The 21748-nt window shown below is 61.3% G+C and carries 16 protein-coding genes; 10 read left to right on the top strand and 6 right to left on the bottom strand.

Features of this window, described 5'->3' with window-relative positions; genetic code table 11:
- A complete protein-coding gene (locus tag PMI25_RS20290; RefSeq protein ID WP_003221909.1) occupies positions 1-282 on the top strand; it encodes an HU family DNA-binding protein in 282 nt (93 codons plus the stop codon).
- A gap of 185 nt (positions 283-467) precedes the next feature.
- Here the strand turns inward: PMI25_RS20290 and rlmF are convergent, their stop codons facing one another.
- From rlmF to PMI25_RS20265, 5 genes are all read right to left on the bottom strand, one after another.
- Positions 468-1487, bottom strand: a complete 1020-nt coding sequence (gene rlmF, locus PMI25_RS20285) for a 23S rRNA (adenine(1618)-N(6))-methyltransferase RlmF (protein ID WP_007965172.1) — start codon at positions 1485-1487, stop codon at positions 468-470.
- A 265-nt stretch (positions 1488-1752) separates the two neighbouring features.
- Positions 1753-4599, bottom strand: a complete 2847-nt coding sequence (locus tag PMI25_RS20280; protein ID WP_007965170.1) for a valine--tRNA ligase — start codon at positions 4597-4599, stop codon at positions 1753-1755.
- 252 nt (positions 4600-4851) lie between these two features.
- Complete coding sequence (locus PMI25_RS20275; RefSeq protein ID WP_007965168.1) at positions 4852-5238, bottom strand: hypothetical protein; 387 nt, start codon at positions 5236-5238, stop codon at positions 4852-4854.
- Positions 5239-5246: 8 nt separating this feature from the next.
- The gene (locus PMI25_RS20270) at positions 5247-5675 is read right to left on the bottom strand and encodes a DNA polymerase III subunit chi (RefSeq protein ID WP_007965166.1); all 429 of its coding nucleotides are present in this window, start codon (positions 5673-5675) and stop codon (positions 5247-5249) included.
- A 60-nt stretch (positions 5676-5735) separates the two neighbouring features.
- Complete coding sequence (locus PMI25_RS20265; protein ID WP_007965165.1) at positions 5736-7226, bottom strand: leucyl aminopeptidase; 1491 nt, start codon at positions 7224-7226, stop codon at positions 5736-5738.
- Positions 7227-7534: 308 nt separating this feature from the next.
- On the opposite strand from PMI25_RS20265, the gene lptF reads away from it, so the two are divergent.
- From lptF to pdxJ, 8 genes are all read left to right on the top strand, one after another.
- Positions 7535-8656 (top strand): LPS export ABC transporter permease LptF, encoded by a 1122-nt coding sequence (gene lptF / locus PMI25_RS20260; RefSeq protein WP_007965163.1) that lies wholly within the window; start codon positions 7535-7537, stop codon positions 8654-8656.
- Positions 8649-9710 carry an LPS export ABC transporter permease LptG gene (gene lptG, locus PMI25_RS20255; RefSeq protein WP_007965162.1) on the top strand — a complete coding sequence of 354 codons (1062 nt, stop codon included), beginning with the start codon at positions 8649-8651 and terminating at the stop codon, positions 9708-9710. Before lptF ends, lptG begins: the two co-directional genes overlap by 8 nt.
- 172 nt (positions 9711-9882) lie before the next feature.
- The gene (gene lepA / locus PMI25_RS20250; protein ID WP_007965161.1) at positions 9883-11679 is read left to right on the top strand and encodes a translation elongation factor 4; all 1797 of its coding nucleotides are present in this window, start codon (positions 9883-9885) and stop codon (positions 11677-11679) included.
- Positions 11680-11688: 9 nt separating this feature from the next.
- Positions 11689-12543, top strand: coding sequence for a signal peptidase I (gene lepB / locus PMI25_RS20245; protein ID WP_007965160.1), 855 nt, complete (start codon positions 11689-11691; stop codon positions 12541-12543).
- Positions 12544-12726: 183 nt separating this feature from the next.
- On the top strand, positions 12727-13416 hold the full coding sequence (rnc, locus tag PMI25_RS20240; RefSeq protein ID WP_024011703.1) for a ribonuclease III: 690 nt from the start codon (positions 12727-12729) through the stop codon (positions 13414-13416).
- Complete coding sequence (gene era / locus PMI25_RS20235; protein ID WP_003221935.1) at positions 13409-14311, top strand: GTPase Era; 903 nt, start codon at positions 13409-13411, stop codon at positions 14309-14311. The genes rnc and era overlap by 8 nt, the downstream gene beginning before the upstream one ends.
- 190 nt (positions 14312-14501) lie before the next feature.
- Positions 14502-15191 (top strand): DNA repair protein RecO, encoded by a 690-nt coding sequence (recO, locus tag PMI25_RS20230; protein WP_007965159.1) that lies wholly within the window; start codon positions 14502-14504, stop codon positions 15189-15191.
- 39 nt (positions 15192-15230) lie between these two features.
- Positions 15231-15977 carry a pyridoxine 5'-phosphate synthase gene (gene pdxJ / locus PMI25_RS20225; RefSeq protein WP_007965158.1) on the top strand — a complete coding sequence of 249 codons (747 nt, stop codon included), beginning with the start codon at positions 15231-15233 and terminating at the stop codon, positions 15975-15977.
- A 127-nt stretch (positions 15978-16104) separates the two neighbouring features.
- On the opposite strand, the gene mltF is transcribed toward pdxJ, so the two are convergent.
- Positions 16105-17565: a membrane-bound lytic murein transglycosylase MltF gene (mltF, locus tag PMI25_RS20220; RefSeq protein ID WP_080593223.1), complete on the bottom strand. Its 1461-nt coding sequence runs from the start codon at positions 17563-17565 to the stop codon at positions 16105-16107.
- A gap of 285 nt (positions 17566-17850) precedes the next feature.
- On the opposite strand from mltF, the gene purL reads away from it, so the two are divergent.
- Positions 17851-21747, top strand: coding sequence for a phosphoribosylformylglycinamidine synthase (gene purL / locus PMI25_RS20215; protein ID WP_007965157.1), 3897 nt, complete (start codon positions 17851-17853; stop codon positions 21745-21747).
- Position 21748: the final 1 nt, after the last annotated feature.

Genomic DNA, 21748 nt, shown 5'->3' with positions numbered 1-21748 from the left:
ATGGCTCTTACTAAAGACCAACTGATCGCCGACATCGCTGAAGCTATCGACGCGCCGAAAACCACCGCGCGTAACGCTCTGGACCAACTGGGCCAAATCGTTGCCGATCAGCTGGAAAATGGCGGCGAAATCACCTTGCCAGGTATCGGCAAGCTGAAAGTGACCGAGCGTCCTGCCCGCACTGGCCGTAACCCTTCGACTGGCGCTGCCATCGAAATCCCTGCCAAGAAAGTGATCAAGCTGGTTGTGGCCAAAGGCCTGACCGACGCTGTGAACAAGTAAGACGCAGCGAAAAAAAACCGTGCACCGGAGCGATCCGGGCACGGTTTTTTTGTGCCTGCGATTTGGCGATGCACCTCGAACCTTTGTAGGAGTGAGCCTGCTCGCGATAGCGGTGTGTCAGTCACCTTGATGTCGGCTGATATACCGCTTTCGCGAGCAAGCCCGCTCCCACAAGTAGCTCAGTGTTAGCGCACCCAGCGCTCGCGACGCCAGATCTGCTGCTCGGATTTGGTCTGGAAGGTCCATGCCACAAAGCGGCTCTGTTTCTGCCCTTGCGACATCTCCACAACCTGGCTCTCCAGCACGCCGGCCTTTTTCAGGGCGGTTTCGATGGCGGGCAGGTTCGAGGCTTTTGACACCAGGGTGCTGAACCACAGCACCTTGTGCTGGAAGTTCGCGCTTTCGGCGATCAGTTGGGTCACGAAACGCGCTTCGCCGCCTTCACACCACAGCTCGGCGGACTGACCACCGAAGTTCAGCACTGGCAGTTTGCGTTTTGGATCGGCCTTGCCCAGTGCGCGCCATTTGCGCTCGCTGCCCTTGGTCGCTTCCTCCATGGATGCGTGGAACGGCGGGTTGCACATGGTCAGGTCAAAGCGCTCGCCCGGCTCCAGCAAACCGATCAGGATGTGCTTGCGGTTTTCCTGCTGGCGTAGCTGGATCACCTTGTTCAGCCCGTTGGACTGGACGATGGCTCGGGCGGCAGCCACGGCGGTCGGATCGATTTCCGAACCGAGGAAGTGCCAGCGGTATTCGCTGTTACCGATCAGCGGATACACGCAGTTGGCGCCCATGCCGATGTCCAGCACGTTGACGATTGCACCACGCGGCACCTTGCCGTCGTTCATGCTCGCCAGCAAATCCGCGAGGAAGTGCACGTAATCGGCACGGCCCGGCACCGGCGGGCAGAGGTAATCGGCCGGAATGTCCCAATGCTCGATGCCATAAAACACCTTGAGCAGCGCCCGGTTGAACACGCGCACCGCATCGGGGCTGGCGAAGTCGATGCTTTCCTTGCCGTACGAGTTGGTGATCACGAATTTCGCCAGTTCCGGCGTGGTCTTGATCAGCGCCGGGAAGTCGTAGCGACCCTGGTGGCGATTGCGCGGGTGCAGGCTGGCCTTTTCACGCGGCTCGACGGCTTTGGCCGGGGTCGCGGCATCAGGCTTCTTGCGCGCAGGTTTGGGTGTGCGGGGGGCGTTCATGGGTGTGATCGATTCGGGTATGGCTGAAAGTGGCGGGTATTGTCCCACATCCAGCCGCTGTGAACTCAATATCAGCAACACCACCGATCTCTGTGGGAGCGAGCTTGCTCGCGAAAGCGTCCTCTCAGTCAGCATCACTTTCGCCTGACCCGGCCTCTTCGCGAGCAAGCTCGCTCCCACAGGGATTGGCGGTGGATGAGAGGAATCAGGCAAAAAAAGGCGCGTCACCCAATCGGGTGGCGCGCCTTATCATTGCGAATTGCCCTTACAGGCTGGAAATCCGCGCGTGCTGCTCGGCGAGTTTGCCCAGGGCCTGTTCAGCCTCGGCCAGTTTGGCGCGTTCCTTCTCGATGACTTCGGCCGGGGCCTTGTCAACGAAACCGGCGTTCGACAGCTTGCCGCCAACTCGCTGGACTTCGCCCTGCAGACGCAGGATTTCCTTGTCCAGACGTGCCAGTTCGGCGCCCTTGTCGATGAGACCAGCCATCGGCACCAGCACTTCCATCTCGCCAACCAGCGCGGTGGCGGACAGCGGCGCTTCTTCACCAGCGGCGAGTACGGTGATCGATTCCAGACGCGCCAGCTTCTTCAGCAGCGCCTCGTTCTCGGTCAGGCGACGCTGGTCTTCAGCGCTGACGTTCTTCAGGTAGATCGGCAGCGGTTTGCCCGGGCCGATGTTCATCTCGCCACGGATGTTACGCGTGCCGAGCATCAGGCCTTTGAGCCATTCGATGTCGTCTTCGGCGGCCGGATCGATGCGCTCTTCATTGGCCACCGGCCACGGTTGCAGCATGATCGTCTTGCCCTGAATGCCGGCCAGCGGCGCGATGCGCTGCCAGATTTCTTCAGTGATGAACGGCATGAACGGGTGCGCCAGACGCAGCGCCACTTCCAGCACGCGCACCAGCGTGCGACGGGTGCCGCGCTGACGTTCGACCGGCGCGTTTTCGTCCCACAGCACTGGCTTGGACAGTTCCAGGTACCAGTCGCAGTACTGGTTCCAGATGAACTCGTAAAGCGCTTGCGCGGCAAGGTCGAAACGGAACTGATCCAGTTGACGGGTCACTTCGGCTTCGGTGCGTTGCAGTTGCGAGATGATCCAGCGATCCGCCAGCGACAGCTCGTAGGCTTCGCCGTTCTGACCGCAGTCTTCGCCCTTGTCCAGAACATAACGCGCGGCGTTCCAGATCTTGTTGCAGAAGTTGCGATAGCCTTCGACGCGGCCCATGTCGAACTTGATGTCGCGACCGGTGGACGCCAGCGAGCAGAAGGTGAAGCGCAGGGCGTCGGTGCCGTAGCTGGCGATGCCGTCGGCGAACTCGTCGCGGGTCTGCTTCTCGATCTTCTTCGCCAGTTTCGGCTGCATCATGCCGGAGGTGCGTTTCTGCACCAGGGCTTCCAGCTCGATACCGTCGATGATGTCCAGCGGGTCAAGGACGTTGCCCTTGGACTTGGACATCTTCTGGCCCTGGCCATCACGCACCAGACCGTGCACGTAAACGGTCTTGAACGGCACCTGCGGGGTGCCGTCCTCGTTCTTGATCAGGTGCATCGTCAGCATGATCATCCGGGCAACCCAGAAGAAAATGATGTCGAAACCGGTGACCAGCACGTCGGTGGAGTGGAATTTCTTCAGGAACTCGGTCTTTTCCGGCCAGCCGAGGGTGGAGAACGTCCACAGACCCGAGCTGAACCAGGTGTCGAGTACGTCGTTGTCCTGTTGCAGCGCCACGTCCGGGCCGAGGTTGTGCTTGGCCCGCACTTCGGCTTCGTCGCGACCGACGTAGACCTTGCCCGACTCGTCGTACCAGGCCGGAATCCGGTGGCCCCACCACAGCTGACGGCTGATGCACCAGTCCTGGATGTCGCGCATCCACGAGAAGTACATGTTTTCGTACTGCTTGGGCACGAACTGGATGCGGCCGTCTTCAACGGCAGCAATCGCCGGCTCGGCCAGCGGCTTGGTGGAAACGTACCACTGGTCGGTCAGCCACGGCTCGATCACGGTGCCGGAGCGGTCGCCTTTCGGCACTTTCAGGTTGTGATCGTCGACGCTGACCAGCAGGCCGGCGGCGTCGAACGCGGCAACGATCTGCTTGCGCGCTTCGAAACGCTCGAGACCGGCGTACTCGGCCGGGATCTTGCCGTCGATGCTGTCGTTCAGCGTGCCGTCGAGGTTGAACACCTGGGCTGCGGGCAGTACGTTGGCGTTCTTGTCGAAGATGTTCAGCAGCGGCAGGTTGTGGCGCTTGCCGACTTCGTAGTCATTGAAATCGTGGGCCGGGGTGATTTTCACGCAGCCGGTGCCGAATTCAGGATCGCAGTAATCGTCGGCAATGATCGGGATGCGGCGGCCAACCAGTGGCAGCTCGACGAATTTGCCGATCAGGGCTTTGTAGCGCTCATCGTTCGGGTTAACCGCGACGGCGGAGTCGCCGAGCATGGTTTCCGGACGGGTGGTCGCGACGATCAGGAAATCGTTGCCTTCAGCGGTTTTCGCGCCGTCGGCCAGCGGGTACTTGAGGTTCCACAGGAAACCTTTCTCGTCGTGGTTTTCCACTTCGAGGTCGGAAATCGCCGTGTGCAGCTTGGTGTCCCAGTTGACCAGACGCTTGCCGCGGTAGATCAGACCGTCTTCGTGCAGGCGCACGAAGGCTTCTTTGACCGCTTCCGAGAGACCGTCGTCCATGGTGAAGCGCTCGCGGCTCCAGTCCACGGACGAGCCGAGGCGGCGGATCTGACGGCTGATGTTGCCGCCGGACTGATCCTTCCACTCCCAGACTTTCTCGAGGAATTTCTCGCGGCCCAGGTCGTGGCGGTTCTGGCCGGTGGCTTCCAGTTGACGCTCCACCAGCATCTGCGTGGCGATACCGGCGTGGTCGGTGCCCGGCTGCCACAGGGTGTTGCGACCCTGCATGCGGCGGAATCGGATCAGGGCGTCCATGATCGCGTTGTTGAAACCGTGACCCATGTGCAGGCTGCCGGTGACGTTCGGCGGCGGGATCATGATGGTGTAGGAATCGCCCGCGCCTTGCGGTGCGAAATAGTTCTCGGACTCCCAGGTGTTGTACCAGGAAGTTTCAATGGCGTGCGGCTGGTAGGTCTTATCCATGCGCGGCGGGACCCTATTGGCATTTATTCAGGAAAAGCCGGGAAGTATAGCGGGGCATGGGGCCGAGGGCGAGCGGGGGGGAGTCTGGGCGGACACTAATGTTGGGGAGGAACCTTTGTGGTGAGGGGATTTATCCCCGATGGGCCGTGCACCAGCCCCGATATTTCAATCACGCTGCGTATTTGCAGGGTTCACGACTGCTGCGCAGCCGATCGGGGATAAATCCCCTCGCCACAAGGAGATCCATCCGGGTTATTCGTACTGGCTGAGCAACCGTTCCATCCGCGCCTCGAGGCGGCGTTTGATTTCGGTTTCGATGTGCGGCGCGAAGTCGTCGAGCACGTCCTGCATGATCAATTGCGCGGCGGCGCGCAGTTCGCTATCGAGGTGCAGCAGGGCGTCCGGGCCTTTATCCACAGGCGCAACAGCAGGTGCCGGGGCCGGAGCGGGGGGTGGTTCGATGGCGGGCGGCGTGGCGTCGACGGCCTCGAACAACATCGGAATCTGTTCCTGTTCGCCGTCCTCGACCGTGTCGGTCAGCAGTGGCGGTTGCAGGTTGTCATCGCCGAGCAACTGGCGGATCGATTCGAGATCGTCCAACAGGTGTGCAGGCTTTTGCAGCGGTTTTGGAGTGTCCATCGGCGTACTCAGAGTCGCTGTAAACGGTGATCTTGCAGAGGATAGCCCTGTTCGCGGTAGAAACGGAAACTCTCCCGTGCCGCCGCGCGGATCGTCGGATCTTCCACCACCACTTCCGCCACGCGGGCGAATTGGCTGGCGAAGGCCGGCACTTTCAGGTCGAGGTTGACCAGCAGATCCTGATGTCCGCCGCAGTCAGCGCCCGTTCCCAGCACGATCAAACCGTCCGCTTCACTCTCGGCAGGGCCGTGGGGCACGAAGGTTTCGCCCTTGAACGCCCACAGGCGCGCATCGAGATCGTCACGCTGAGCGGCATCGCTGCAATGCAGGTAGATGCGGTGGCCCATGCGCCAGGCTTTCTCGGTGAGCTTGCAGGCAAAGTCCAGGCGAGCCGAGGGGTCGGCGCTGGGCAGGATGTAGAAGTCGACTTTGGTCATTGCGGTTCCTGAGCCTTGAGCGGCGTCACCGTAGAGTGACGCCGCCCAGGTTCATCGGTTTCAGGCTTTGGCGCGGTCCAGCAGGTATTGGGTCAGCAGCGGAACCGGGCGGCCAGTGGCACCCTTGTCCTTGCCGCCGCTGGTCCACGCGGTGCCCGCGATGTCCAGGTGCGCCCAGTTGAGGTTCTTGGTGAAGCGCGACAGGAAGCACGCGGCAGTGATGGTGCCGGCCTTCGGCCCGCCAATGTTGGCGATGTCGGCGAACGGGCTGTCCAATTGCTCCTGGTATTCGTCGAACAGCGGCAGCTGCCAGGCGCGGTCATCAGCGGCTTTGCCGGCGCTGAGCAGTTGCTCGATCAGCTCGTCGTTGTTGCCCAGCAGGCCCGAAGTGTGGGCGCCCAGTGCAACCACACAGGCACCGGTCAGGGTGGCGATGTCGATCACTGCCTGCGGCTTGAAGCGCTCGGAGTAGGTCAGGGCGTCGCACAGCACCAGACGGCCTTCGGCGTCGGTGTTGAGGATTTCCACGGTCTGGCCGCTCATGGTGGTGACGATGTCGCCCGGACGCGAGGCATTGCCGCTCGGCATGTTTTCCGCGCAGGCGAGGATGCACACCAGATTGATCGGCAGCTTCAACTCAAGCACGGCACGCAGGGTACCGAACACCGAGGCAGCGCCGCCCATGTCGTACTTCATTTCGTCCATCCCGGCGCCCGGCTTCAGGCTGATGCCGCCGGTGTCGAAGGTGATGCCTTTACCGACCAGCGCGTAAGGCTTCTCGGATTTCTTGCCACCGTTGTATTGCATGACGATCAGGCGCGGCGGCTGGGCGCTGCCCTGGCCAACGGCGTAGAACGAGCCCATGCCGAGGGATTTGATCTTCTTCTCGTCGAGGACTTCGACTTTCAGATCCTTGAACTCTTTGCCGAGGTTCTTCGCTTGCTCGCCGAGGAACGTCGGGTGGCAGATGTTCGGCGGCAGGTTGCCCAGATTACGGGTGAAAGCCATGCCGTTGGCGATCGCGGTCGCGTGGTTCACGGCGCGCTGCACTTCGGCCTGAGCAGCCTTGATGGTCAGCAGGGTGATTTTCTTCAGGGCGCGCGGTTCGGCTTTCTGGCTCTTGAACTGGTCGAAGGTGTATTCGCCGTCCACCAGGGTTTCCGCCAGCAGGCGGGTCTTGCCGTAGCTGTCGCGGTTCTTGACGATGATTTCATCCAGGGCCAGCACGGCGTCGCTGCCACCCAGACCTTTCAGGGTGTTGAGGATGCCGGCAATGGTTTTGCGGAACGGACGATCGCCCAGTTCTTCATCCTTGCCCACGCCGACCAGCAGCACGCGCTCGGCTTTCAGGTTCGGCAGGCTATGCAGCAGCAGGCTTTGACCGACCTTGCCGGCCAGATCGCCACGCTTGAGCACGGCGCTGATCGCGCCACCGCTCAACTCGTCGACCTGTCTGGCGGCCACGCCGAGTTTGCGGCCTTCGCCGACGGCAACCACCAGGGTGGCGGTTTTCAACGTTTCTGGGCTAACGCTTTTTACAACCAGTTCCATGTCCGGATCCCTGAATGAATGGTCAACACACAGGCGCTCGACGGTGTCCGCAGTCGCCTGCTTATAGATAGAAGAGGCGCAGGTCTGTGCCTGCGACGAAGGCGGCAGTTTGAACCTCGCTCACCGCGCCTGACAACCCTCGGTTGTGCGATCTTCAACGGAATCTACGCTTGGGTGAGTGTGCGCAGTGACAGGCGCCCTCAATCACAGGATAATGCCGCATCTTTTTTCGACGGCTCTGCCTTGCGGGTCGCTCGAAACGTTTGCTTGTTTGGCCGCCTTAGCCTGACAACCCTGGAGTGTCTGGTTTGATCGTCTTCCGTTATCTGTCCCGTGAAGTGATGTTGACCCTGAGCGCCGTCAGCGCCGTGCTGCTGGTCATCATCATGAGCGGTCGCTTCATCAAATACCTTGCCCAGGCCGCTGCGGGCCAACTCGATCCGGGATCGCTGTTCCTGATCATGGGTTACCGTCTGCCGGGCTTCATGCAGCTGATCCTGCCGTTGGGCCTGTTTCTCGGGATCCTGCTGGCTTACGGCCGGTTGTACCTCGAAAGCGAAATGACCGTGCTCTCGGCCACCGGCATGAGTCAGCAGCGTCTGCTGCGCATGACCCTGTTCCCGGCGACGCTGGTGGCACTGGTGGTGGCGTGGCTGAGCCTGAGTCTGGCCCCGCAAGGCGCCAACCAGTTTCAGTTGCTGCTGAACAAGCAGGACGCCCTGACCGAGTTCGATACCCTCGAGCCTGGCCGTTTTCAGGCTTTGCGTGACGGCACTCGGGTGACCTACACCGAAAGCCTGACCGACGACCGCGTCAACCTCGGCGGCGTGTTCATCTCGCAGAAAAATCTCGGGGCCAATCAGAAGGACCGCGGGATTTCCGTGCTGGTGGCCGAAAAGGGCCGTCAGGAGATCCACTCGGACGGCAACCGCTACCTGATCCTGCACAATGGCTATCGCTATGACGGCAGCCCGGGGCAGGCCGATTACCGCGTGATCAAATACGACACCTACGGCGTATTGCTGCCAAAACCCGATGCCAGTGACGAAGTCACCGACCGTGACGCGATCCCGACTGCGACCCTGCTGGGCGCCGACGACGAGCGTTCCAGGGCCGAGCTGCAATGGCGAATTTCGTTGCCGTTGCTGGTCTTCATCGTGACCCTGATGGCGGTGCCGCTGTCGCGGGTCAATCCGCGTCAGGGCCGTTTCCTGAAGCTGTTGCCGGCGATTCTTCTTTATATGGCTTACCTGACTATCCTGATTGCCGCCCGCGGCGCCCTCGAAAAAGGCAAGATCCCGCCGGCCCTTGGCCTGTGGTGGGTGCACGGGATCTTCCTGGTCATCGGTCTCGGCCTGCTGTACTGGGAGCCTATGCGCCTGAAGCTGGCCAGCCGTCGCAGCGCTGCGCTGGAGGTGGCCCGTGGTTAAACTCGACCGCTACATCGGCAGCAGCGTATTCGTGGCGATCATCGCCGTGCTGGCGATCATTCTGGGTCTGGCGACCCTGTTCGCCTTCATCGACGAGATGAGCGACGTCAGCGATACCTACACATTGACCGATGTGCTGAGCTTCGTCCTGCTCACCGCGCCGCGTCGCCTGTATGAAATGTTGCCGATGGCCGCACTGATCGGCTGTCTGATCGGCCTCGGCAGTCTGGCCAGCAGCAGCGAGCTGACGGTCATGCGTGCCGCGGGTGTGTCCATCGGACGCATCGTCTGGGCGGTCATGAAGCCAATGCTGGTGCTCATGCTGGCCGGCGTGCTGATCGGCGAATACGTGGCCCCGGCCACCGAAAGCATGGCCCAGGCCAATCGCTCGCTGGCGCAAGGCAGTGGCGACGCGCAGAGCGCCAAGCACGGCATGTGGCACCGTCAGGGTGAGGAATTCATCCATATCAACGCCGTGCAACCCGACGGCCTGTTGTATGGCGTGACCCGCTATCACTTCGACAAAGAGCGTCACTTGCTCAGTTCCAGCTTCGCCAAGCGTGCGGAGTTCGACGGCAAGCGCTGGCTGCTCAGCGACGTGACCACCACGGTGTTCCACGAGCGCAGCACCGAAGTGGTGAATGCGCCGAGCGAGGAGTGGGACGTGTCGCTGAGCCCGCAATTGCTCAACACAGTGGTGATGGCGCCTGAGTCGCTGTCGATTTCCGGTCTGTGGGGCTATATCCACTATCTGGCGGATCAAGGCCTGAGCAATGGCCGTTACTGGCTGGCATTTTGGGTCAAGGTGTTGCAGCCGCTGGTCACCGCTGCGCTGGTGCTGATGGCGATCTCCTTCATCTTCGGTCCGTTGCGCTCGGTGACCCTCGGTCAGCGAGTGTTCACCGGCGTGCTGGTGGGCTTCACCTTCCGCATCGTCCAGGATCTGCTTGGCCCGTCGAGCTTGGTGTTCGGTTTCTCGCCGCTGTTCGCGGTGCTGGTGCCGGCCACGGTCTGTGCATTGGCGGGTGTCTGGTTGCTGCGACGGGCCGGTTGATGGCCGCGTTGTTGCCAACGCTTTAACCGCGAAAACGCCTCGGTCGACAGATCGGGGCGTTTTCGTATGCAATCGGGGTGACAGGCGAACGTGACGCTTGCGCCGTGTATCAGGTACAATTCCCGGCTATTTTTCGGCGGGCCAAGCCTGCAGCCTTTTTGAGTGTTGATCCGTGAGTGATTTGAGTCATATCCGCAATTTCTCCATCATCGCCCACATTGACCATGGCAAGTCGACGCTGGCTGACCGTTTCATCCAGATGTGCGGTGGCCTGGCCGAGCGTGAAATGGAAGCCCAGGTACTGGATTCCATGGATCTGGAGCGCGAACGCGGGATCACCATCAAGGCCCACAGCGTTACCCTCTATTACAAAGCCAAAGATGGCGTCACCTACCAGCTGAACTTCATTGACACCCCGGGCCACGTCGACTTCACCTACGAAGTCAGCCGTTCCCTGGCCGCGTGTGAAGGTGCGTTGCTGGTGGTCGATGCCGGTCAGGGTGTTGAAGCCCAGTCCGTGGCCAACTGCTACACCGCCATCGAGCAGGGCCTCGAGGTCATGCCGGTGCTGAACAAGATCGACCTGCCACAGGCCGAGCCGGACCGCGTCAAGGACGAGATCGAGAAGATCATCGGCATCGACGCCACCGACGCCGTCACCTGCAGCGCCAAGACCGGCCTGGGTGTCGACGAAGTGCTCGAGCGTCTGGTCGCGACCATTCCTGCGCCGACCGGCAACATCGAAGATCCGCTGCAAGCGCTGATCATCGACTCCTGGTTCGACAACTACCTGGGCGTCGTTTCCCTGGTGCGCGTGCGTCATGGCCGCGTGAAGAAGGGCGACAAGATCCTGGTGAAATCCACCGGCAAGATTCACTTGGTCGACAGCGTCGGTGTGTTCAACCCGAAGCACACCGCCACCGCTGACCTCAAGGCCGGCGAAGTGGGCTTCATCATCGCCAGCATCAAGGACATTCACGGTGCACCGGTCGGTGACACCCTGACCCTGAGCTCGACTCCGGATGTGCCGGTTCTGCCCGGTTTCAAACGCATCCAGCCACAGGTTTACGCCGGTCTGTTCCCGGTCAGCTCCGACGACTTCGAAGACTTCCGCGAAGCGCTGCAGAAACTGACCCTGAACGACTCGTCGCTGCAGTACACCCCGGAAAGCTCCGACGCCCTGGGCTTCGGCTTCCGTTGCGGGTTCCTCGGCATGCTGCACATGGAGATCATCCAGGAGCGCCTCGAGCGCGAATACGACCTGGATCTGATCACCACCGCGCCAACGGTAATTTTCGAGCTGGTGCTGAAAACCGGTGAAACGATTTACGTCGACAACCCATCCAAGCTTCCGGATGTGTCGACAATCGAAGACATGCGCGAGCCGATCGTGCGGGCCAACATCCTGGTTCCGCAGGAACACCTGGGCAACGTCATCACCCTGTGCATCGAGAAACGCGGCGTACAGGTCGACATGCTGTTCCTCGGCAATCAGGTACAAGTGACCTACGACCTGCCGATGAACGAAGTGGTCCTGGACTTCTTCGACCGTCTGAAATCCACCAGCCGTGGCTATGCTTCGCTGGATTACCATTTCGATCGTTACCAATCGGCTAATCTGGTGAAACTGGACGTGCTGATCAACGGTGACAAGGTCGACGCCCTGGCGTTGATCGTGCACCGTGACAATTCGCACTTCAAAGGTCGCCAGTTGACCGAGAAGATGAAAGAACTGATTCCTCGTCAGATGTTCGACGTGGCGATCCAGGCGGCCATTGGCGGTCAGATCGTTGCCCGGACAACCGTCAAGGCACTCAGAAAGAACGTATTGGCCAAATGCTACGGCGGTGACGTAAGCCGTAAGAAAAAACTGCTTGAAAAGCAAAAGGCCGGTAAGAAACGCATGAAGCAGGTCGGCAACGTGGAAATTCCACAAGAAGCCTTCCTTGCCGTGCTCAGGTTGGAATAGTCAGGTCCTATGTCACTAAATTTCCCGCTGTTGCTGGTCATCGCCGTGTTCGTCTGCGGCCTGTTGGCGTTGCTCGATCTGCTGTTCCTGGCACCGCGTCGGCGTGCTGCCATTGCCTCCTATCAAGGCAGTGTCAGCCAGCCCGAGCCCGTGGTGGTCGAGAAGCTGAACAAAGAGCCGTTGCTGGTTGAATACGGCAAGTCGTTCTTTCCGGTGCTGTTCATCGTGCTGGTGCTGCGTTCGTTTCTGGTGGAGCCGTTCCAGATTCCGTCCGGCTCGATGAAACCGACCCTGGACGTTGGCGATTTCATTCTGGTGAACAAGTTTTCTTACGGGATCCGCCTGCCGGTGATCGACAAGAAAGTCATCGAAGTCGGTGATCCACAGCGTGGCGATGTGATGGTGTTCCGCTACCCGAGCGACCCGAACGTCAACTACATCAAGCGTGTAGTCGGCCTGCCGGGCGACACGGTGCGTTACACCGCCGACAAGCGTCTGCTGGTCAATGGCGAGTCGATTGCCGAGCAACTGGTCGGCTCCGAGCCGGGCACGCTGGGCAGCGCGGAGCTCTACAAGGAAAAACTCGGCGCTGCCGAGCACCTGATCCGCAAGGAAATGAGCCGCTACCGTGCTACCCCGGACCATACCTGGACCGTGCCGGCCGGCCATTACTTCATGATGGGCGACAACCGCGACAACTCCAACGACAGTCGCTACTGGGATGATCCGAACATTCCCAAGGATCTGCTGGGCATGGTTCCCGACCAGAATATCGTCGGCAAAGCCTTCGCTGTCTGGATGAGCTGGCCGGAACCGAAACTCAGCCACCTGCCGAATTTCTCGCGGGTTGGCCTGATCAAGTAATCAATCACGGCGCTGTTGACCACAGCGCCGAATGCATTTCTGGAGTCGCCACAAATCGGCACCAGGGCATGAAGCCACGATATTCAGGACGTCATTTTTGAACACAGCGTTAATTGTCCCAGGCCTGCGCCGTACCCCGGCGATGGCAGTGGAATCCAGCCACGAACTCAGCGTGGGTAAACCGTGAGCGTTTCTCTAAGCCGTCTCGAGCGCCAGCTCGGTTACACCTTCAAGGATCAGGAGCTGATGCTGCTGGCCCTCACGCACCGCAGCTTTGCCGGGCGTAACAACGAACGCCTGGAATTCCTCGGCGATGCGATCCTCAACTTCGTCGCCGGCGAGGCGCTGTTCGATCGCTTCCCGCTGGCCCGCGAAGGCCAATTGTCGCGTTTGCGCGCACGTCTGGTGAAGGGTGAGACACTGGCCGTGCTGGCCCGTGGTTTTGACTTGGGCGACTACCTGCGTCTGGGCTCGGGCGAACTGAAAAGCGGTGGCTTCCGCCGCGAATCGATTCTGGCCGATGCCCTCGAAGCGCTGATCGGTGCGATCTACCTCGATGCCGGCATGGACGTCGCTCGCGAGCGCGTACTGGCCTGGCTGGCCGGTGAGTTCGAAGGCCTGACGCTGGTCGACACCAACAAGGATCCCAAGACCCGCCTGCAGGAACACCTGCAATCGCGCGGTTGCGAACTGCCACGCTATGAAGTCGTGGATATCCAGGGTGAGCCGCACTGCCGTACCTTCTTCGTCGAGTGCGAAGTGGTCTTATTGAATGAAAAAAGCCGAGGTCAGGGTGTGAGCCGTCGTATTGCCGAACAGGTAGCGGCCGCCGCAGCACTGATTGCCCTGGGCGTGGAGAATGGCAATGACTGATACAAACGCAACTCGCTGTGGCTACGTTGCCATCGTCGGCCGTCCCAACGTCGGCAAGTCGACGCTGCTGAACCACATCCTCGGCCAGAAACTGGCGATCACCTCGCGCAAGCCGCAGACCACCCGTCACAACATGCTCGGGATCAAGACCGAGGGGGACGTGCAGGCGATCTACGTCGACACCCCCGGCATGCACAAGGGTGGCGAAAAGGCGCTGAACCGCTACATGAACAAAACCGCTTCGGCAGCGTTGAAAGACGTCGACGTGGTGATCTTCGTGGTTGACCGCACCAAGTGGACCGAAGAAGACCAGATGGTTCTGGAGCGCGTGCAGTACGTGACCGGCCCGCTGATCGTCGCACTGAACAAGACCGACCGCATCGAAGACAAGGCCGAGCTGATGCCGCACCTGTCGTGGTTGCAGGAGCAACTGCCGAACGCACAGATCATCCCGATTTCCGCGCAGCATGGGCACAACCTCGACGCGCTGGAAAAGGTCATCGCCGATCACCTGCCGGAGAACGATCACTTCTTCCCGGAAGACCAAATCACCGACCGCAGCAGCCGTTTCCTTGCCGCCGAACTGGTGCGCGAGAAAATCATGCGCCAGATGGGCGCCGAGCTGCCGTACCAGATCACCGTCGAGATCGAAGAGTTCAAGCAGCAGGGCAAGACCCTGCACATCCACGCGCTGATCCTCGTCGAGCGTGACGGTCAGAAGAAGATCATCATTGGCGACAAGGGCGAGCGCATCAAACGCATCGGCACCGAAGCGCGCAAGGACATGGAGCTGCTGTTCGACTCCAAGATCATGCTCAACCTGTGGGTGAAGGTGAAGGGCGGCTGGTCCGACGACGAGCGTGCACTGCGTTCGCTGGGTTACGGCGACCTGTAAACGTTGGTTTCACTGTGCGAGCGGGCTTCTGTGGCGAGGGAGCTTGCTCCCGCTCGGCTGCGAAGCAGTCGTGAAATCGGGCGCCTCGGTGTGCCTGACACACCAAATCGCTGATCTTGGGGCTGCTTCGCAACCCAGCGGGAGCAAGCTCCCTCGCCACAATTGATGATCTTCAGAGATCTTTCGGCTTATGTCGCAAACCCCACCTCCCGCCCAACTCGCCTACGTCCTGCATTCGCGCGCCTACCGCGAAACCAGCGCGCTGGTCGACTTCCTCACGCCGCAAGGGCGGCTGCGGGCGGTGTTGCGCAGTGCGCGGGGCAAGGCCGGGACACTGGCTCGGCCGTTCGTGCCGCTGGAAGTCGAGTTTCGTGGCAAGGGTGAACTGAAGAACGTCGGGCGCATGGAAAGTGCCGGCAACGCGACCTGGATGGTCGGTGAGGCGCTGTTCAGCGGCCTCTATCTCAACGAATTGCTGATCCGCCTGCTGCCCGCCGAAGACCCGCACCCTGCGGTGTTTGATCATTACGCTGCAACACTGCTGGCCCTGGCCGAAGGTCGCCCGCTGGAGCCGTTGTTGCGCTCGTTCGAATGGCGCCTGCTGGACGATCTCGGTTACGGCTTCTCCCTGAATACCGATATCCACAGCGAACCGGTCGCGCCGGACGGCCTGTATCGTCTGCAAGTGGACGCCGGGCTTGAACGGGTGTTTCTGTTGCAGCCGGGGCTGTTCAACGGCACCGAACTGCTGGCCATGGCCGAAGCCGACTGGACAGCGCCCGGCGCGCTGTCGGCGGCCAAGCGTCTGATGCGCCAGGCACTGGCCGTGCATCTCGGTGGCCGTCCCCTCGTCAGTCGCGAGCTATTTCGCAAGCCCTGATATGCTGTGCGCCGAATCTTTCCCTTCAGGAGCGCATCCGTGACCACCAGCAATCGCATTCTTCTTGGCGTGAACATCGACCACGTCGCCACCCTGCGTCAGGCCCGTGGCACACGCTACCCGGATCCGGTCAAGGCAGCGCTGGACGCGGAAGAGGCGGGCGCCGACGGCATCACCGTGCACCTGCGCGAAGACCGCCGGCACATCCAGGAGCGCGACGTGCTGTTGCTCAAGGATGTGCTGCAGACCCGCATGAACTTCGAAATGGGCGTCACCGAAGAAATGATGGCGTTCGCCGAGCGCATCCGGCCGGCGCATATCTGCCTGGTGCCGGAAACCCGTCAGGAACTGACCACTGAAGGCGGTCTGGATGTAGCGGGGCAGGAAGAGCGCATCAAGGCAGCGGTCGAGCGCCTGTCGAAGATCGGCAGCGAAGTGTCGCTGTTCATCGATGCCGATGAACGCCAGATCGCTGCGTCGACGCGCGTTGGTGCGCCGGCCATCGAACTGCACACCGGGCGCTACGCTGATGCCGAAACCCCGACCGAAGTTGCTGAAGAGTTGAAGCGTGTGGCGGACGGTGTGGCGTTTGGTCTGGCGCAGGGCCTGATCGTCAATGCCGGGCATGGCCTGCATTATCACAACGTCGAAGCCGTGGCGGCGATCAAGGGCATCAACGAACTGAACATCGGCCATGCGCTGGTGGCGCATGCGTTGTTCGTGGGGTTCAAGTCTGCGGTGTCCGAGATGAAGGCGCTGATTCTGGCTGCCGCGTTGAAAGGCTAAAGGTCAGCGCATGACCCCTGTGGGAGCGAGCTTGCTCGCGAAGGCGTAGTGTCAGCCAACCTGTTCGTTGACTGGCACACTGCATTCGCGAGCAAGCTCGCTCCCACATTTGTTTTTTGGGTCTTGGTTAGAGCGGGGCTGGCTCCTGCGCCGGCTTGGTCTTGTCAATCCCCGGCACATGCAGATTGCCTTCGGCCACCTGATCGCCTTCAAGCTGCGGCTGGGTCACCCAGGTCAGGATGTCGTAGTAGCGACGGATGTTGGCCACGAAATGCACCGGCTCGCCGCCCCGAGCGTAGCCGTAGCGGGTCTTGCTGTACCACTGCTTCTGCGACAGGCGCGGCAGCATCTTCTTCACGTCCAGCCACTTGTCCGGGTTCAGGCCTTCGCGGGACGCCAGTTTGCGCGCGTCATCGAGGTGACCGCTGCCGACGTTGTACGCCGCCAGCGCAAACCAGGTGCGGTCCGGCTCCTGAATCGATTCGTCGAGCTGATCCTTCATATAAGCCAGGTATTTGGCGCCGCCCATGATGCTTTGCTTGGGATCGAGACGGTTCGACACGCCCATGGCCTGCGCGGTGTTCTGGGTCAGCATCATCAGGCCGCGCACGCCGGTTTTCGAGGTGACCGCCGGTTGCCACAGCGATTCCTGATAACCGATGGCCGCCAGCAGGCGCCAGTCGACTTTCTCTTTCTTGGCGTAGGTCTTGAAGTGCTGTTCGTATTTGGGCAGGCGTTGCTGCAAGTGTTGGGCGAAGGTGGTGGCGCCCATGTAGCCGAGGACATCGACGTGGCCGTAGTAACGGTCTTTCAGGCGTTGCAGGGTGCCGTTCTTCTGCACCTTGTCGAGGTAGGCGTTGATTTCGTTGAGCAGGCTGTTGTCTTCGCCGGCGGCCACCGCCCAGCTCTGGCTGCGCGCATCGCCGAGGTCGAAGGCCACGCGGATGTTGGTGAAGTACACCTGGTTCATCGCCACTTCGTTGGAGTCGACCAGCGTCAGGTCGATCTGGCCTTCATCGACCATGCGCAGCAGGTCGACCACTTCCACGGCGTCGGATTCTTCGTACTCGATGCCCGGAAACTTCTTTTTCAGCTCCGCCAGTTGCTCGGCGTGGGTGCTGCCCTTGAGCACCATGATTTTCTTGCCGACCAGATCAGCCGGGTCGGTAGGGCGCGACTGGCCGTTGCGATAGATGATCTGCGGGGTGACTTCGAGGTAGGAGTGGGAGAACCGCACCTGTTTCTTGCGCTCCTCGCTGCTGACCAGACCCGCCGCCGCCAGCACCGGGCCGTTCGGCTTGCCGATCTGGTTGAACAGGTCGTCGAGGTTGTCGGCGGTCTCGATCTTCAGTTCAACACCCAAATCGTCGGCGAAGCGCTTCACCAGCTCGTATTCGAAGCCGGTTTCACCGCTGCGATCCTGAAAGTAGGTGGCGGGGCTGTTACGGGTAATCACCCGCAGCACACCATCCTCCTTTACGCGCTCGAGTGTGTTGGGTTTATCAACACAGCCACCGAGCATCAGGAAGAGTCCGGTTGCGATCAGCCATTTGGCGTATCGCGGACGCAAAGCCGTTGGGAAAAACATCTGCGCAGTATACGCAAACGGCTGCGGGCGCCATATCTCGACAGTGAGGGGCTTGTCTGCTAGAGATCACAAAACTGCACGAAACCCCGCAGGAATGGGGCTGAACGGCATTTTGTGACAGAAAAAATAAGCGCTGCCCGCATACCCTCGAAATTTGACTTCAAAGGCAGAAACACAGATTGATATCCGAGTGCAACCGTGCGTAGCGTTTCGGGTGATGTTGAGGGCGGTTTAGGCTAGAATGCACGGCCTCAAAGCACACCCCTTCCCGAGGCTGTCCCGAAGATGTTGATCCTGCGCGGCGCTCCTGCCCTTTCTGCCTTTCGCCACAGCAAACTCCTTGAGCAACTGAGCCAGAAGGTTCCAGCTGTCAGTGGCCTGTATGCTGAATTCGCTCACTTCGCCGAAGTCACCGGCGTCCTGACCGGCGACGAACAGCAGGTGCTTGCGCGCCTTCTGAAGTACGGCCCAAGCGTTCCGGTACAAGAGCCGACCGGTCGTCTGTTTCTGGTGTTGCCGCGGTTCGGCACCATCTCGCCATGGTCGAGCAAGGCCAGCGACATCGCCCGCAACTGCGGCCTGAGCAAGATCCAGCGCCTGGAGCGCGGCATCGCGTTCTACGTCGCCGGCCAGTTCAGCGACACCGAAGCCCAGCAGATTGCCGATTTGCTGCATGACCGCATGACCCAGATCGTTCTGAACAATCTGGAACAGGCCGCCGGTCTGTTCAGTCACGCCGAGCCGAAGCCGCTGACCGCGATCGACATCCTCGGTGGCGGCCGCGCCGCGCTGGAAAAAGCCAACACCGAGCTGGGCCTGGCCCTGGCCGAAGACGAGATCGACTATCTGGTCAACGCTTTCAACGGTCTCAAGCGCAACCCGCACGACATCGAACTGATGATGTTCGCCCAGGCCAACTCCGAGCACTGCCGCCACAAGATCTTCAACGCCAGTTGGGATATTGACGGCGAGAGCCAGGAAAAAAGCCTGTTCGGCATGATCAAGAACACCTATCAGATGCACAACGAAGGCGTACTGTCCGCTTATAAGGACAACGCTTCGGTGATCGTCGGAAACGTCGCCGGCCGCTTCTTCCCGGACCCGGAAACCCGCCAGTACGGCGCGGTGCAGGAGCCGGTGCACATCCTGATGAAGGTCGAGACCCACAACCACCCGACCGCGATCGCCCCGTTCCCGGGCGCGTCCACCGGTTCCGGTGGCGAGATTCGCGACGAAGGTGCAACCGGTCGTGGCGCCAAGCCAAAGGCCGGCCTGACCGGTTTCACCGTGTCCAACCTGCAGATCCCGGGCTTCGAACAGCCGTGGGAAGTGCCGTACGGCAAGCCTGAGCGCATCGTCACCGCGCTGGACATCATGATCGAAGGCCCGCTCGGCGGCGCCGCGTTCAACAACGAATTCGGGCGTCCGGCCCTGACCGGCTACTTCCGTACCTTCGAACAATCGATCAGCACCCCGCACGGTGACGAAGTTCGTGGTTACCACAAGCCGATCATGCTCGCGGGCGGCATGGGCAACATCCGTGAAGAACACGTCAAGAAAGGCGAGATTCTGGTCGGTTCCAAGCTGATCGTGCTCGGCGGCCCGGCGATGCTGATCGGTCTGGGCGGCGGCGCCGCTTCCTCGATGGCCACCGGCACCAGCTCGGCGGATCTCGACTTCGCTTCCGTGCAACGTGAAAACCCTGAGATGGAGCGTCGCTGCCAGGAAGTCATCGACCGTTGCTGGCAGCTGGGCGACAAGAACCCGATCAGCTTCATCCACGACGTGGGTGCGGGCGGTCTGTCCAACGCCTTCCCGGAACTGGTCAACGACGGCGACCGTGGTGGCCGTTTCGAACTGCGCAACATTCCAAATGACGAGCCGGGCATGGCCCCGCACGAAATCTGGTCCAACGAATCTCAGGAACGTTACGTTCTGGCGGTCGGCCCGGCCGACTTCGAGCGCTTCCAGGCGATCTGCGAACGTGAGCGCTGCCCGTTCGCCGTGGTCGGCGAAGCCACTGCCGAGCCGCAACTGACCGTGACGGACAGCCACTTCGGCAACAACCCGGTGGACATGCCGCTGGAAGTGTTGCTGGGCAAGGCCCCGCGCATGCACCGTTCGGTGGTTCGCGAAGCCGAGCTGGGCGATGACTTCGATCCGTCGAACCTCGACATCAGCGAGTCCATCGAGCGCGTCCTGCATCACCCGGCCGTGGCGAGCAAAAGCTTCCTGATCACCATCGGCGACCGCACCATCACCGGCCTCGTGGCCCGTGACCAGATGGTCGGCCCATGGCAGGTTCCGGTGGCCGACGTGGCCGTCACCGCCACCAGTTTCGACGTCTACACCGGTGAAGCGATGGCGATGGGCGAGCGGACTCCGCTGGCGCTGCTGGACGCTCCGGCGTCGGGCCGCATGGCCATCGGCGAAACCCTGACCAACATTGCCGCTTCGCGCATCAACAAGATCTCCGACATCAAACTGTCGGCGAACTGGATGTCCGCTGCCGGTCACCCGGGCGAAGACGCGCGTCTGTACGACACCGTGAAAGCGGTCGGCATGGAGCTGTGCCCTGAGCTGGGCATCACCATTCCGGTCGGCAAGGACTCGATGTCCATGGCCACCCGCTGGAACGACAACGGCGAAGAAAAAACCGTGACCTCGCCGATGTCGCTGATCGTGACCGGTTTCGCCCCAGTGGCTGACATCCGTCAGACCCTGACCCCGGAACTGCGCATGGACAAAGGCACCACCGACCTGATCCTGATCGACCTCGGTCGCGGCCAGAACCGCATGGGTGCCTCGATCCTCGCGCAGGTGCACGGCAAGCTCGGCAAGCAGGCTCCGGACGTCGATGACGCCGAAGACCTGAAAGCCTTCTTCGCCGTGATCCAGGGCCTCAACGCCGATGGTCACCTGCTGGCTTACCACGACCGTTCCGACGGTGGTCTGCTGACCTCCGTGGTGGAAATGGCGTTCGCCGGCCACTGCGGTCTGAGCCTGAACCTGGACAGCGTTGCCGAAAACTCGGCCGAAATCGCCGCAATCCTGTTCAACGAAGAACTGGGTGCGGTGATTCAGGTTCGTCAGGACGCCACTCCGGACATCCTCGCGCAGTTCAGCGCCGCCGGTCTGGGCGACTGCGTGTCGGTGATCGGTCAGCCGATCAACAATGGCCAGATCAACATCACCTTCAACGGTGACACGGTGTTCGAAGGTCAGCGTCGTCTGTTGCAACGTCAGTGGGCCGAGACCAGCTATCAGATCCAGCGTCTGCGCGACAACGCCGACTGCGCCGAGCAAGAGTTCGACGCGCTGCTGGAAGAAGACAACCCTGGCCTGAGCGTCAAGCTGAGCTACGACGTCAACCAGGACATCGCCGCGCCTTACATCAAGAAAGGCATCCGCCCACAGGTGGCCGTGCTGCGTGAGCAGGGCGTCAACGGTCAGGTGGAAATGGCCGCCGCGTTCGACCGCGCCGGTTTCAACGCGATCGACGTGCACATGAGCGACATTCTCGCTGGCCGCGTCGACCTGAACGAGTTCAAAGGCCTGGTGGCCTGCGGTGGTTTCTCCTACGGCGACGTACTCGGCGCCGGTGAGGGCTGGGCCAAGTCGGCGCTGTTCAACAGCCGTGCCCGCGATGCGTTCCAGGGCTTCTTCGAACGTAACGACAGCTTCACCCTCGGCGTGTGCAACGGTTGCCAGATGATGTCCAACCTGCACGAGCTGATCCCGGGCAGCGAGTTCTGGCCGCACTTCGTGCGCAACCGCTCCGAGCAGTTCGAAGCGCGCGTGGCGATGGTGCAGATCCAGGAATCGAACTCGATCTTCCTGCAAGGCATGGCCGGTTCGCGTATGCCGATCGCCATCGCGCACGGTGAAGGCCATGCCGAGTTCTCCAGCGAAGAAGCCTTGCTGGAAGCCGATCTGTCGGGTTGCGTGGCGATGCGTTTCGTCGACAACCACGGCAAGGTCACCGAAGCCTACCCGGCCAACCCGAACGGTTCGCCGCGCGGGATTACCGGTCTCACCAGCCGCGACGGTCGTGTGACGATCATGATGCCGCACCCGGAGCGTGTGTTCCGCGCGGTGCAGAACTCGTGGCGTTCGGAAGACTGGACCGAGGATGCACCGTGGATGCGCATGTTCCGTAACGCGCGCGTCTGGGTGAACTGAG

The sequence above is a fragment of the Pseudomonas sp. GM30 genome, assembly GCF_000282275.2.
Taxonomy (GTDB): domain Bacteria; phylum Pseudomonadota; class Gammaproteobacteria; order Pseudomonadales; family Pseudomonadaceae; genus Aquipseudomonas.
The sequence above is the reverse complement of the archived record's forward strand: the minus strand, read 5'-3'. Positions and strand labels throughout refer to the sequence as shown.

Coding starts and splice junctions, on each gene's coding strand:
- era (WP_003221935.1), top strand. CDS start 13,409: ATGACTGATACAAACGCAACTCGCTGTGGCTACGTTGCCATCGTCGGC.
- purL (WP_007965157.1), top strand. CDS start 17,851: ATGTTGATCCTGCGCGGCGCTCCTGCCCTTTCTGCCTTTCGCCACAGC.
- recO (WP_007965159.1), top strand. CDS start 14,502: ATGTCGCAAACCCCACCTCCCGCCCAACTCGCCTACGTCCTGCATTCG.
- mltF (WP_080593223.1), bottom strand. CDS start 17,565: ATGTTTTTCCCAACGGCTTTGCGTCCGCGATACGCCAAATGGCTGATC.
- PMI25_RS20265 (WP_007965165.1), bottom strand. CDS start 7,226: ATGGAACTGGTTGTAAAAAGCGTTAGCCCAGAAACGTTGAAAACCGCC.
- PMI25_RS20280 (WP_007965170.1), bottom strand. CDS start 4,599: ATGGATAAGACCTACCAGCCGCACGCCATTGAAACTTCCTGGTACAAC.
- lepB (WP_007965160.1), top strand. CDS start 11,689: ATGTCACTAAATTTCCCGCTGTTGCTGGTCATCGCCGTGTTCGTCTGC.
- PMI25_RS20275 (WP_007965168.1), bottom strand. CDS start 5,238: ATGGACACTCCAAAACCGCTGCAAAAGCCTGCACACCTGTTGGACGAT.
- PMI25_RS20270 (WP_007965166.1), bottom strand. CDS start 5,675: ATGACCAAAGTCGACTTCTACATCCTGCCCAGCGCCGACCCCTCGGCT.
- rlmF (WP_007965172.1), bottom strand. CDS start 1,487: ATGAACGCCCCCCGCACACCCAAACCTGCGCGCAAGAAGCCTGATGCC.
- PMI25_RS20290 (WP_003221909.1), top strand. CDS start 1: ATGGCTCTTACTAAAGACCAACTGATCGCCGACATCGCTGAAGCTATC.